At 38.6% G+C, this 14,810-nt stretch carries 9 protein-coding genes; 7 read left to right on the top strand and 2 right to left on the bottom strand.

Annotated elements, in window-relative coordinates; all coding sequences use genetic code 11:
* Together AABB81_RS14145 and AABB81_RS14140 are read right to left on the bottom strand one after the other, a co-directional pair.
* Nucleotides 1-820: RagB/SusD family nutrient uptake outer membrane protein (locus AABB81_RS14145; protein ID WP_342161207.1), on the bottom strand; the 820-nt coding region annotated here is incomplete at its 3' end.
* Nucleotides 821-828: 8 nt separating this feature from the next.
* The gene (locus AABB81_RS14140; RefSeq protein WP_342161206.1) at nt 829-3,732 is read right to left on the bottom strand and encodes a SusC/RagA family TonB-linked outer membrane protein; all 2,904 of its coding nucleotides are present in this window, start codon (nt 3,730-3,732) and stop codon (nt 829-831) included.
* Nucleotides 3,733-4,491: 759 nt separating this feature from the next.
* On the opposite strand from AABB81_RS14140, the gene AABB81_RS14135 reads away from it, so the two are divergent.
* From AABB81_RS14135 to AABB81_RS14105, 7 genes are all read left to right on the top strand, one after another.
* Nucleotides 4,492-5,529, top strand: coding sequence for a LacI family DNA-binding transcriptional regulator (locus AABB81_RS14135; protein ID WP_342161205.1), 1,038 nt, complete (start codon nt 4,492-4,494; stop codon nt 5,527-5,529).
* A 204-nt stretch (nt 5,530-5,733) separates the two neighbouring features.
* Nucleotides 5,734-7,083 carry an MFS transporter gene (locus tag AABB81_RS14130; RefSeq protein WP_342161204.1) on the top strand — a complete coding sequence of 450 codons (1,350 nt, stop codon included), beginning with the start codon at nt 5,734-5,736 and terminating at the stop codon, nt 7,081-7,083.
* Nucleotides 7,084-7,089: 6 nt separating this feature from the next.
* Nucleotides 7,090-7,743, top strand: coding sequence for a beta-phosphoglucomutase (gene pgmB / locus AABB81_RS14125; protein WP_342161203.1), 654 nt, complete (start codon nt 7,090-7,092; stop codon nt 7,741-7,743).
* 11 nt (nt 7,744-7,754) lie between these two features.
* Nucleotides 7,755-10,058 (top strand): family 65 glycosyl hydrolase domain-containing protein, encoded by a 2,304-nt coding sequence (locus AABB81_RS14120; RefSeq protein WP_342161202.1) that lies wholly within the window; start codon nt 7,755-7,757, stop codon nt 10,056-10,058.
* Nucleotides 10,059-10,072: 14 nt separating this feature from the next.
* Nucleotides 10,073-11,935 (top strand): glycoside hydrolase family 13 protein, encoded by a 1,863-nt coding sequence (locus AABB81_RS14115; RefSeq protein WP_342161201.1) that lies wholly within the window; start codon nt 10,073-10,075, stop codon nt 11,933-11,935.
* Entirely contained in the window at nt 11,936-13,090 is a 1,155-nt protein-coding gene (locus AABB81_RS14110) for an alpha/beta hydrolase (RefSeq protein WP_342161200.1), read from the top strand.
* A 29-nt stretch (nt 13,091-13,119) separates the two neighbouring features.
* Nucleotides 13,120-14,802, top strand: coding sequence for an alpha-amylase family glycosyl hydrolase (locus AABB81_RS14105; protein WP_342161199.1), 1,683 nt, complete (start codon nt 13,120-13,122; stop codon nt 14,800-14,802).
* Nucleotides 14,803-14,810 lie beyond the last annotated feature (8 nt).

Here is a 14,810-nt window from a genome sequence, read left to right as displayed (position 1 = left end):
CCTTGTTGATATATTCCATAGCGTTTTGAGCGGCTAAACCTTCTGCAACACCTGCATATATATTTGAGTTCAAGTGTAATTTAGCCAAAAGCATCCAGGCCGCACCCTGATCGGCTCTGCCATAGGCGTTTTGACGTGCTCCAACCAAAATAGGTTCGATAGCCTCCAATTCACCTACTATCCAGTTGAAAACTTCAGCTCTGCTTGCTTGTTTTGGAAAGAAGTTCCCCACAGGATCTTCCTCAGTCACCCAGGGAATGTTTCCATAAAAGTCAATGGCGTGTGTATAACTCAAGGCTCTCATGAATCTGGCCTCAGCTTTAAATACCTGAATTTCTGCCTTTAAGTTTGCATCAACTCCACGGCTCTCCAATTTTTCATCAGTCGTTTCTCTTAAGAACTGATTGGCAATACCGATCTGGAAATAGATACGGTCATACATGGCCCTGATAAATTCATTGGAAGGCGTCCATACATGGTTGTGCAGATCGTGGATCGTTCCGTCATTCCATGCGATGATTGCTTCATCAGTATTCAATTCCTGATGTTTCCAATACTGGCGTAAATAATTGGAGAACCCTTCATCAATACCTTGAATATCTGGTCTACCAGCTGGTCCTTCCTGGCCACTTACCGAAATACCTGCGTATACCCTGGCCAAGAATTCTGAATATGCCTCAGGGTCGGCAAAAGCCTGACTTTCGGTAAGTTCAGTAACAGGTTGTTTGTCTAACTCACTTTCACAGGAAACTAATCCAAGCGCAAGCACGAAGGCGACAATACCTACTTTAAATTTTATATTATTAAATATTTTCATCATCAATGCTTTTAAAAGTTAATATTAAATCCAAGTAAGAAGGTTCTTGGTCTTGGATAAAAATTATTATCGATACCTCCACTTATTTCCGGGTCTAATCCCTCGTATTCAGTAAGTACAAATACATTTTGAACAGTGGTGTAAAGTCTAAAACCAACATCTCCATCTTTTAAGTTATCAAAGGTATAGCCCAAAGAAATATTATCCATCCTTAAGAAAGAAGCGTCTTGAATATAATAATCTGACCATAATTGCTGGGTGTTGAATTCTGTATCATTAATCGAAGAATGGATGTTCCTCAGTGTTCCTAATTCATACAATGCCCCGTAATAACCCGTTGCAGAACTCACATTGTTATACGCATAGTTTCCTAGAGAAGCTCTCAAAGTAAATGAAAGGTCAAAGTTGTGAAAATTCATATAAGATGAGAAACCCATTAAATAATCCGGATTCGGATTTTTATAAATTCTCTTGTCACTGTCATTGATCACACCATCATTGTTTTGATCAACATATACGCCCTCAAGCGGCATACCCGATGTATCATATACCTGTTCATATACCAAATAAGAAAATTGTGGATATCCAACTTTATGCGTTTGAATCGTATTTCCAACACCACCACCGATTTCTCCCTGTGCAATACCGGGAGAAAGAGGGTCTTCAAAATTATTTAATTTCTTGATCTCATTGTTTAACCAGGTTGCGTTGAAGTTCACGTTCCAGGTAAAGTTTTCCTTTTGAAAAATATCAGCATTTATTGTAAATTCAACCCCCTCACTTGAAAGGTCTCCAATATTCGTATAAAGGTTATTGGTCAAATTAGATCCTGCAGGCGGAGCAATTGTACTCAAGATATCACTTGATTCTCTTTTAAAGTATTCAACAGAACCTGAAAGCCTGTCGTTCATAAAACCAAAGTCTATACCAATGTTGTAGGTCTCTGATTCCTCCCACTTGATATTCTTGTCGTATCCCTCAGGTCTCAAGGTGTAATGATAGTCAGATCCGAAAGGATATCTTACCCCTGCATCACCAGGCGTATAGATTGGCAAGTATCCGAAATCTTTATCAATTTCCTGCTGACCTGTTTGTCCGAAACCTAAACGTAGCTTCAATGTTGATAAAACATCCGAATCCTTAAGAAAATCTTCTTCTGAAATATTCCATGCTAATGCACCTGAATAGAAATCCGCCCACCTGTTTTCGGGAGCGAATCTTGACGATCCGTCACGACGGTAAGTAAATGTAACGAGGTAGCGTTCATCAAAAGTATAGTTAGCACGTGCAAACAAAGATTCCAAAGCATTTAACGAAACCAATCTGAAATTTCCTGTTGCCGGGCTTCCCAATCCATCTTGTGTGACATTGCGGTCCTCACGGTAAAAATCCTGGAAGGAATGACCCAACATTACGTCAACCTTGTGCTTTTCAGCAAAAGTATTTACATAGTTTAAATAGACATCCGCAAGCGTGTTCCTTTTCAATCCGGAATAATCTCTTACAGATCCTTTATCATTGAACCCCGCAGCTGATTCCGCCGGAACAACAAAAGATCCGCGATACTCTGAATAATCAAAACCTAAGTTAACAACCAGGTTAAGCCCTTCAAGGAATCCAAATTTATAATCAAATTTTGCATTTCCTATATATCGCTGTGTATTTCCGTTGTCTTGATTTTGCATTAAAAGCCCAAGAGGGTTACGCGGAGCAAGTGTATTGACACTTCCATCATCATTTAACCATTCCCAGTATCCTCCGAATTCAGGCTGTCCGCTGTAAACAGGTTTTGTAGGATCGAAGGCCACTGAAGTTCCAATGGATCCCTGATCTGCATATCTCTCCTGAACCCATGAACCACGCAGGTTAAAATCCATTTTTAATGAATTGTCAAACAGGTTTTGCCTAAAATTCATCGATACACTTGGCCTTGAAAATTTTCCTGTCTTAAGGATCCCTCCCTGATATGTATAACCAAATGCCACTCTATAAGAGCTGTTGTCAAACCCTTCTGAAAGGATAAGGTTATTATCAGTACCAAAAGCAGTCTGATAAACCTGATCCTGCCAGTTTGTGCTAAAATTTGTCAATAAATCCTGTGCATTCTGAGATTGTGTTGAATTAATCGCCGCTCTAAACTCAGCCGTATTAAGGTTGTCAATGGTATTTGACTTTACACCGGAAGAAAACTTACTGTCGATTTCAACTCTAAAATCAGAATTCATTTTTCCTGACTTAGTCGTAATAATAATGACACCATTGGTAGCTCTCGAACCATAAATCGCTGTTGCGGAAGCATCCTTTAAAATGTTAAAACTTTCTATATCACTAGGGTTAATCGAGTTCAAAGCCGGACCTTTCTGGTCAATTGGCACCCCATCAATCACATATAAAGGATCGTTGTTGCTCAGCGAAGAAATACCCCCCCTGATTTTCACGGTTCCTGTTTCACCAGGTCGACCACTTGGGGGTGTTACATTCACACCTGCTGTTTTACCGGTAATCAATTGTTCAGGGGAAGCAATGGCTCCGACATTGAACTCTTTTTCACCAACTCTTTCAACAGCACCGGTTGCATCTTTTTTGGTTGTTTGTCCATAACCAATAAGTACTACTTCATCTAAGCTTTCTGCTGATTCCTGCATCACAACCTGCATATTTGCAGAAACCGGAAGTTCAACGTTGGAATAACCAACATAAGAGAAAACTAAAACTGCATCTGCATCTGCTTCGAGTTCAAAATTCCCATCAAAGTCAGTCGCAGTTCCCTGGGTTGTACCCTGTATCATTACTGATACACCCGGAAGGTCAATTCCCTGGTCATCTTTTACATTACCTGTAATGAGATCCTGAGCGGATATCATCAAGGGCAACAAAAATAAAATCGCAAAGACTAATTGTCTAATTTTTTTCATATATCATGAATTTAGTTATTAAGCATTATGATTTGTAATTAAACTTGCTGTTTATTTAATATTTCACGCGACGAATTTATATCCTTAACATGAATTTAACACTAATTTTGGCCTCCAAAAAAATTACGAAAACGATTTCGTGTTGATAAGTTTTCTTACGAAAACGTTGGAGTGAAAATCGTGCCTGCCTAAATATGTTACGAAAATCGAAAAATAAGTTTCAATGATTGTTAAATAATTAATATCTAAGGCTTAAAATGAGTATTTAGCATTGGGCTCGTTAAAAGTTTTTTTGGCTCTTGTAAATTGCTTATTTTTAACCAAAGATGAGGTCACATTAAAATTAAGAACATTTCAAAATTAAGTTTCACCATTGGCTGATCAGTTAACAGAGGCTTAAACACCTCGCTAATAGTGCTTTGTTCTATGTAAAGTAATAGTAAAAAATTGAATTTCCCAAATATTTGGACAAAATAAATGTATTTTTGACGCTTATTATTTTGAAAACATTGATTTAAGGGGATTCTTGAGGTTTAAGGCCATCGAAATTAGCGTGAAAAATAGGCGTGAAAAGATAAAAATCAGTATAAAACCATAGTTTAAATGATCAGTTTTAACAGGTATCAGAGAAAATTCTTCCTAACAATAATTGAAATTTAATCAGTTTAAAAGAACTGTCATTGACAAGTGATTTATTTAAAAAAAATTAAAAACTCAAGCTTACTATGTCGTCTTTTCGATTAATTTTGGACAAAGGATATGAAACACAAGATTACTCTTAAGAAAATTGCAAAAGAATTTGGCGTATCGATTTCTACGGTGTCCAAAGCTTTAAAAAACAGCCACGAAATTAGTTCGGAGGTTAAAGAGAGGATACAGGCATTTGCCAAATATTACCACTATAAACCAAATAGTTTAGCGCTTAATTTAAGAAATCAAAAAACAAAAACCATTGGGGTCATCATTCCTGAAATTGTGCACCATTTTTTTACTAAAGTGATTACAGGAATCGAAAAACTTGCCAATGAAAAAGGTTATAATGTAATGATCTGTTTGTCGAATGAGTCGTATGAAAAAGAAGTCTTAAATCTCGAAATGCTAGCTAATGGTGTAGTGGATGGAATCATCGTTTCGGTTGCCAAAGAAACAGAAGAAAAAGATGACTACCGACATTTTAACGAATTAATCAACAACGGGATACCTTTGGTGATGTTTGACAGGGTGGTAGACCAAATTAATTGCAATAAGGTAATCGCAGATGATAAAGGAGGTGCTTTTCTTGCAACTGAACAGCTCATTAAAAACGGATGCTCACATATTGCTTTATTGACAACTCCTGATTATGTAACTGTTGGGAATGAAAGAAAAGAAGGTTATCTCAAAGCTTTATACGAGAACAATATTCCAGCTAATCAAGATCTTGTCGTAAAAGTAAATGATAAAATCTCGATCGAAGAACAACTGTCAGTACTTTTTGAAGGCGGTATTATCCCTGATGGTATTTTCGCGGTCAATGAAATCTATGCTGCTACTGTTATGAAAGTGGCCAGAAATTTTGGCTATAATGTCCCTGAAGATATTGAAGTTATTGGATTTACTGACGGTTTGATCTCTGAATTCACGACGCCTTCCTTAACTACTGTGGCGCAGCACGGGAGAACCATGGGTCAAAAAGCACTGGAACTATTGCTTGATGAAATTGATTCTCAAGATACTCATTATCAATATAAAACAAGTTTGATCCAGACTGATCTGAAAATTCGCAATTCAACAAAAAAAGTCGAATTTCATAATTAATCAATAAATTTTATATATTTGCTGGCTATTAGTATATATTTCACAACTTGCTAATTATTTAATACTTCACACATACGGATAGGCTTACAGCCTTTCCTCATTAGAATTTATTGATTTTTTTCATCCGAAAGGCATAAAAGCTTTTTTATCGCTTATTTTTGGTGCTTTGTCAACTGAATTCAACCAATCAAATAAGAATTAATTATGGAAAAAAGACGTCTCAGTTTTTGGGAAATCTGGAATTTAAGCTTTGGTTTTCTGGGTATTCAAATGGGCTTTGCCCTTCAAAATGCAAACGCTTCAAGGGTATTACAAATTTTTGGCGCCGATGTTCATGAATTGTCGTGGTTCTGGATTGTTGCTCCTCTAACCGGTTTAATCGTTCAACCGATTATCGGCTTTTACAGTGATAAAACCTGGACGAAGCTTGGAAGAAGGAGGCCGTTCTTTCTTACAGGTGCTATCCTGGCTTCTTTTGGCTTGATTTTGATGCCTAATGCCGATATGTTTACGGCATTTATGCCCGCACTGTGGGTGGGCGCGGGAATGCTGATGATTATGGATGCATCATTTAATATTGCCATGGAACCATTCAGGGCACTCGTAGCAGATGTATTGCCAAGTGACCAAAGAACTTTAGGGTTTAGCGTACAAACTATACTCATTGGAATTGGAGCGGTGATCGGCTCATGGTTGCCTTATGTTCTTACAAACTGGATCGGAATATCAAATACCGCAGAACCCGGGAAGGTTCCCTTGAACCTGATGCTCTCTTTTATCATCGGAGCCGGTGTATTAATGGTCAGTATACTGATTACCGTCTTTACGACTAAAGAATATTCTCCGGAAGAAATGGCCTTGATCAACGGGCTTACCGAAGAAGAAAAAATAGAAGAATCAAGTTTGCTCAATATTTTTACGGATTTTAAGAATATGCCACTAACGATGAGGCAATTGAGCTGGGTACAGTTCTTTTCATGGTTTGGACTATTTGGTATGTGGGTATTCTCAACACCGGCCATTGCGCATCATGTGTATGGTTTAGCTTTGGATGATACTCATTCTGCAACCTATCAGAATGCAGGAGACTGGGTGGGGATTTTATTTGGGGTATACAATGCTGTTTCTGCAGTTTATGCCTTCTTTTTACCCGCCATCGCTAAAAAAGTTGGACGGAAAAGAACTCATGCCGTATCATTGATTATCGGGGGAATTGGACTCTTGTCAATATACTTCGCCCCGGATGAGAATTGGCTTATTCTTTCAATGGTAGGTGTAGGGGTGGCATGGGCAAGTATTTTAGCCATGCCATATGCAATTCTTGCAGGATCTATTCCTCCAATGAAAATGGGTGTATATATGGGGATTTTCAATTTTTTCATCGTAATTCCACAAATCATAAATGCACTAATAGGGGGGCCAATCGTAAAGTATGTATATGGTGGAAATCCTATTTATGCCCTGGTCATCAGTGGTATCTCATTTTTAATTGCGGCAGCCCTGGTTGCCAAAGTAAAGGATGTGGACGATGAAGTTATACTTAAAACCGAATAATTAAAGATGGGTAAAAAGGCTTTTATATTTGACCTCGACGGTGTTATAGTTGATACAGCTAAATACCATTATCTGGCCTGGAGAGAACTTGCAAACCAACTGGGATTTGAATTTACAAAAGAACAAAATGAGCAATTAAAAGGAGTGAGCCGTGTTCGTTCTTTGGAAATTCTGCTTGGGATTGGCAACAAGCATCTTGACGATGATATAAAAATAAAATTGCTTCACGAAAAAAACGAACAATACCTCAAGTATATAGCCAAAATGGATCATACAGAAATATTACCTGGTATTGATGATTTGTTGAACTATTTAAAGTTTGAAAAGATTCCCTTTTCTCTTGGCTCTGCAAGTAAAAATGCACGATTGATCCTTGAGACACTGAATCTTATGGGCCTGTTTGACTCAATCGTAGATGGTAATGACGTGAGTACCGCCAAACCGGATCCGGAAGTCTTTCTTAAAGCTGCCGAAAAATTAGGGGTCCAACCTCAGGATTGTATTGTTGTTGAAGACGCACAGGCAGGAATTCAGGCAGCGAATTTAGCTGGAATGACGAGTATCGGGATCGGGGATAAAAAAGTATTGTCTGAGGCAGATTTTGTATTAAAAGAAACAAGTGAATTAACGATCGGCTTCGTACAGAATTTGATCGCTTAAATCAAGATATTATGAATTTGAATTATATAAAACCACATGAGTGGAAAATAATCGAAGAGGGTTTTAACAAAGAACATATAACAGCCTCTGAAAGTATCTTCAGTATTGGAAACGGAGCGATGGGACAGCGCGCAAATTTTGAAGAACTTTACACCGGGGAGACCTTCCAGGGAAGCTATATCGGAGGGATATACTACCCTGATAAAACCAGGGTTGGTTGGTGGAAAAATGGTTATCCCAAATATTTTGCAAAGGTACTGAATGCGCCTAACTGGATTGGAATCGGAGTAACGATCAATGGAAAATCTCTTGATCTCAGCACCTGCAAAGTAATCGATTTCAAAAGAGAATTGGACATGAGAAACGGTGTTCTTAGCCGTTCGTTTATAGCTGAGTTTGATGACGGTGACATTGTCAAGGTACTTTCTACAAGGTTTCTTAGTATGGATATTCAGGAGGTTGGCGCCATTAAATACAGCGTTACCCCTATCAATTTTCAAGGGGAGATAGCCTTTTCTCCATATATCGATGCCGGAATAATGAATGAAGATGCTAATTACGATGAATTTTTCTGGGAAATACTCGACCAAAAGGAAACAGGTGATGAGGCCTATATCCTGTCGAAAACATTGAAAACAGGATTTCTGGTCTGTACCGGGATGAAGAATGAACTTATCCTGAATGAATTTAATATTGATTTGGAAAAAGAGGTGAGTTCCTCAGATAAAAGTATCATATATAGTTATAAAACAATGGTTAATAGTGGTGACACGTTTTCTATTGTAAAATACGGAGGATATACCCAATCGATGAATCATCCGGATGCAGAACTTTGCAATGTTTCTCAAAGGCAATTGATAAAGGCATCAGAACTCGGTTTTGACTCACTCTTGGAAAGACAGGACAAGGCCTGGGAGAAAATATGGGATACGGCTGATATCATGATCTCCGGAGATATAAAGGCCCAACAAGCAATCAGGTTCAATATATTCCAGCTCAACCAAACGTATTCAGGATCGGATTCCCGACTCAATATAGGCCCTAAAGGTTTTACCGGAGAAAAATACGGTGGAAGTACCTACTGGGATACCGAGGCTTATTGTATTCCTTTCTATATGAGCACAAAGAATAAAAATGTCGCAAAGAACCTTTTGATCTATCGTTACAACCAATTGGACAAGGCGATTGAAAATGCTCAAAAATTAGGCTTTAATAAGGGAGCAGCCCTCTACCCTATGGTTACCATGAATGGTGAAGAATGTCACAACGAATGGGAGATTACTTTTGAAGAGATCCACCGAAATGGAGCCATGGTCTATGCTATTTACAACTATGTAAATTATACGGGCGATGTTGGTTATATTGCTTCTCACGGAATGGAAGTGATCATTGCAATTGCCAGGTTCTGGAGCCAAAGGGCTACTTTTTCGGCAGACAAAGAACAGTATGTAATTCTCGGTGTTACCGGGCCCAATGAATACGAGAACAATGTAAACAATAACTGGTACACCAATTATCTTGCAAAATGGTGCATGGAATACGCCATTGAAAATATTGAATTACTCAAGGAAAACTACCCCGAAGATTATGTTCGTATTGCTGAAAAAGTCACGTTGGATGAGTCAGAAATCAATACATGGAGCAAGGTGGCAGGTCAAATGTACTTTCCATTTAGCGAAAAGTACAATATCTATCTTCAGCAGGACGGTTTTCTTGATAAAGAATTGATTCCGGCTCGAGAACTTCCCAAATCCGAAAGGCCCATAAATCAAAAATGGTCATGGGACAGAATCTTAAGATCGCCTTATATTAAGCAGGCAGATGTATTACAGGGCTTCTATTTCTTTGAAAATATCTTCGATCAGGAATCCCTTAAAAGGCATTTTGATTTTTATGAACCTTTAACGGTGCATGAATCATCCCTGTCGCCATGTGTTCATTCCATTCTAGCAGTCAAAATAGACAGAATTGATAAGGCTTATGAAATGTATTTAAGAACATCAAGACTAGATTTAGACGATTATAATCACGAAGTTCATGAAGGCCTTCATATCACCAGTATGGCAGGAACCTGGTTGTCAATTGTACAAGGCTTCGGCGGCATGAGAAACTTCAATAATAGTCTGTCTTTTGACCCTAAAATTCCAAAAAACTGGAAGTCCTATTCCTTTAAAATCATATATAGAGATCATATTATAAAGGTTTTTAAGAACCATGAAGGATGTAAATTCTATAATGAATCTGATACACCTGTGAATATTACCGTATCAGGTAAAGAGGTAACCATATTCAATAAAGATCTTGTGATCCTTTAATAAAAAATAAACCCATGAAAAACATTTTTCTATTATCCTTCTTGTTCTGGTACGCAGTTGTTACGGCCCAAATTGATCGTATTGAACCGCCCAACTGGTGGATAGGTTTTAAAGAAAGTAATCTGCAATTACTGGTAAAAGGTGAAAATATTTCACTTTATACCCCTCAACTTGATTACCAGGGGGTTCGCATTACCAAGGTTCATAAGGCCAAGAGCCCCAATTATCTTTTTATCGATCTGGCGATCAGCGCTGAGACACAGCCTGGAAGCTTTAGCATTGTTTTTGATACCAAAGGCAAAAAAAAGATCAAACATGAATATGAGTTAAAATCAAGGGTAAAACCTGCTGAATCATATGTGGGTTTTAATAGTTCAGATGTGATCTATTTGATTACCCCCGATCGCTTTGCTAATGGTGATCCCACAAATGATATTGTCAAAGGATTAAAAGAATCTGGTCTAGACAGACAAAATGATTATGCCCGTCACGGAGGCGATATAAAAGGAATTACTGATCATATCCCTTATATTAAAGACATGGGGTTTACCGCAGTATGGCCTTGCCCCTTGTTAACCAATGACATGCCAAAAACCTCTTACCATGGCTATGCAATTACAGATCTGTATGAGATTGATCCCAGGTTCGGGACTTTGGAAGACTATATAAAACTTTCATCAAAAATGAGTGAACAAGGGATTAAACTGATTATGGATCAGGTCGCAAACCATTGCGGAAGCGAGCATTGGTGGATGAAAGACCTTCCATTTGAAGATTGGATAAATTCCCAGTCGAGATTTGAGGCTGGTGAAAAACCCGTGTTTTCCAATCATAAGAGAACTACAAATCAAGACATGTATGCAGCTAAAATTGACGCCAAAGAAATGACAGAAGGCTGGTTTGTTGATACGATGCCCGATTTAAATCAGGACAATCCTTTTATGGCTACCTATCTTATACAAAACAGTATTTGGTGGATTGAAACTGCTCAATTAGGTGGTATTCGTCAGGATACTTATCCTTATCCGGATAAAGTTTTTATGTCAAATTGGGCCGGTGCCATCATGAAAGAATATCCTAATTTCAGTATTGTTGGTGAAGAATGGAGCTATAACCCTTTGTTAGTAGGTTATTGGCAGGATGGGGCTCAAAATAAAGATGGTTATGATTCCAATCTATCCTCAACCATGGACTTCCCGATGCAGAAAACTATGGTTGAGGCACTTAAAGAAGAAGAGAATTGGAATAAAGGCTTTGTAAAAATCTATGAAGGCCTGGCCAATGATTTTCATTATCCAAGTCCAAAAGACATCATGATATTTCCTGATAATCACGACATGGACCGTATCCATACACAGTTAAACGAAGACCCTGTTTTGACAAAAATGGCTATGGCTTACCTACTTGTGCTTCCAAGAATTCCTCAATTGTATTACGGAACTGAAATCCTTATGGAAAATACGGCTAAACCAGGGGATCATGGCCTTATTCGCACAGATTTTCCCGGAGGATGGGAAGGAGATCAGGTGAATGCCTTTACTGAAGAAGGACTTGGCAAAGAGCAAAAACAGATGCAACACTACTTAAAAACCTTACTGCAATTCAGAAAGGGCAGTAAGGCCATTCACGAAGGGAAAACCATTCATTTTTCTCCTCAAAATGATGTTTATGTATTGTTTAGAGTCTTGAATGAAGAAGTAGTTGTTTTGATTCTCAACAAAAACGCTGAGCCGGTTGAATTGGATTTGAACAGGTTTAAAGAGATGACTCTTGAAGACAGAAAACTGACGAGCCTTTTTACCGGTAAAAGCATTATTTGGAAAGACAGCATAACCTTAAGTGAAAAAGGTGCAATGATTCTAACAACAAACAAATAAATGCCCGATTCCAAGCTTTCAAATATTTGTGTATTCCTTTTTCTATGTCTTTTCCCATTGAGCATATTGATGGGTCAAACTACCCTGATTATTGAAAAATATCCGGAAAATACCCCCACAAAAGATGGAATCTATATATCCGGAGATTTTGAAGGCTGGACAGGAGGTCAGGACGCCTATCGCTTAGAAAAGACCGGTAGAATCTATATAATGACTTTTACAGAGCCTGAAAAAACCATTCATTTTAAATTTACCAGAGGCAGCTGGGATTATGTCGAAGCGGATGCCAATGGAAACCAGCTTGATAACAGAAGTTTGACCGTTTCTAAAGAAAATGATACTGTCAGGGTTTCCATTGCAAAATGGGCCGACCATAGTCCAAAAATAAATACAGCGTCAGCACATGTACATATACTTGACGAAGCTTTTGACATGTCACCTTTAGCTAAAAAAAGAAGGATTTGGATCTATCTTCCTAAAAGTTATGACACTTCGGCTAAAAACTACCCTGTTGTTTATATGCATGACGGACAAAACCTGTTTGATCAGGCTTTGTCTTACAGCGGGGAATGGGAAGTTGATGAAACCCTTGACGAGCTGAGCGACAACAAAGAGCTTGAACTCATTATTGTAGGGATAGACCATGGCGGTTCAGCAAGAATCGATGAATACAGCCCCTGGGAAATCACCGGCCATCCCTCAAAGCTCGAGGGAAAGGAGTATATCGAATTCATTGTCAAAACCCTAAAACCATTTATCGACCAAAACTACAGGACTTTGCATAACAGCGATAATACGGGTATCATAGGAAGTTCCCTGGGAGGCCTGATCTCTTATTATGCAGCGCTGCAATATCCGGATGTTTTTGGGAAATCCGCTGTCTTTTCGCCCTCTTTTGAAATCGTGACAATGACTTCGGGTTTTGTCAAGGATCACAGCAATCTAAGTTCCACCAGGATCTATTTTTTGGCTGGAGATAATGAAAGTGAGCAAATGGTTGATGGAATTTATCATATCATTCAGATCATGAGAGATGCAGGATTCCCAGGAAAAAATATCAGCTATAAAATTGTCAAGGGAGGGGAGCACAATGAAAAACTTTGGAGAGAACAATTCGAACCAGCCATTAAATGGTTGTTTGAAAGGGATAAATAAAATAAAGAAAATTAAAAAATTCGATGATCATGTATAAGAATTTACTACTTACAGGAGCTGCTTTAATCTTACTTTTTACCGGCTGCAAACAAAACAATAAAGACACAGGTGCAGACACAAAGGATTCAAAGCCTGAGATTCCTTTTTTTTGGGAAAATGCAAATCTGTATTTTTTATTGACGGACAGGTTTAACAATGCAGACGAGACCAACGACCTGAATTTTGACCGAACATTAGAAACTGCTCCTATGCGCGGTTTTCAAGGAGGCGATATCAAAGGAATTACAGCTAAAATCAAAGAAGGATATTTCAATGATCTTGGAATCAATGCGATCTGGTTTACTCCTGTTGTTGAACAAATTCACGGAGGAACTGACGAAGGGACAGGTTTTACTTATGCTTTTCATGGATACTGGGCCAAAGACTGGACCTCATTGGATCCTAATTTTGGAACCATGGAAGATCTTGCCGAGTTGGTTTCTGTAGCCCACCAAAATAATATCAGAATCGTGATGGATGCGGTGATTAACCACAGAGGCCCGGTAACCGAACAAGACAAGGTATGGCCAAATGATTGGGTAAGAACAAGTCCTAAATGTGAATTCAATTCTTATGAAACCGCAGTTCGCTGCGCCTTGGTCGAAAACCTCCCCGATATATTAACCGAGTCAAATCAAAACGTTGAACTTCCTAAAGAGCTTGTTGACAAGTGGAAAAAAGAAGGTCGCTATGAACAGGAAATGGCTGAACTCGATGCTTTTTTTGAAAGAACCGGATACCCAAGGGCTCCGAGGTTTTATATCATTAAGTGGTTATCTGATTATGTGCGCGACTTTGGTATAGACGGTTACAGAGCAGATACTGTAAGGCATATTGAAGAAGGAGTATGGGCAGAATTCAAAAAAGAATGCGAAGCTGCTTTTGACCAATGGAAGTTAAAAAACCCTGAGCTTGTATTAGATGGCAATAAATTTTATATGGTTGGGGAGGTATATGACTACGATATCATCTCTTCAGGGAAAAGTTTTGATTTTGGTGATGTTAAAGTGAATTATTACGATCATGGTTTTGACAGCATGATCAATTTTGAATTCAAGAAAAGTGCTGAAGGAAGTTATGAAACATTGTTTTCAACCTATAGTGATACACTGAATACTACAAGCTCAGGGTTTCAGGTTTTAAACTACCTGACCTCCCATGACGATGGCAGCCCATTCGATAAAGAAAGGAAAAAACCATACGAAACGGCGACAAAATTATTGTTATCGCCAGGTACGGCCCAAATCTATTATGGGGATGAGTCGGCCAGGGGGCTGATCATAGAAGGCACTCAGGGTGATGCTACCTTAAGGTCGTTTATGAATTGGGACGATATCAAGACTGACCCAGAGACTAAAAACGTTTTGAACCATTGGCAAAAACTGGGTAAATTCAGAAGCCGTCACCCTGCTATTGGGGCGGGCAGGCATGAGATGATCAGTGAAGCTCCTTATGTCTTTCAGAGAAGTTTTTCCAAAGGTGACTTTAAAGATATCGTAGTCATTGGCCTCAACCAGGAAAAGGGCCTTAAATCGATTTCTGTGGGAAGTGCCTTTAAGGACGGGGCGACACTCAAGGACGCTTATTCGGGCACGACCACCGTTGTGAAAAATAGTACAGTACGCATTGAATCGCCTTTCTCAACAGTTTTGTTGGAAGAAACAGGTTCTTAATTGAATTC

It is taken from the genome of Lutimonas vermicola, assembly GCF_038433205.1.
In the GTDB taxonomy this organism is placed as follows: domain Bacteria; phylum Bacteroidota; class Bacteroidia; order Flavobacteriales; family Flavobacteriaceae; genus Lutimonas; species Lutimonas vermicola.
Note: the sequence above shows the minus strand (reverse complement) of the source record. Positions and strands in the feature narration are given on the sequence as shown.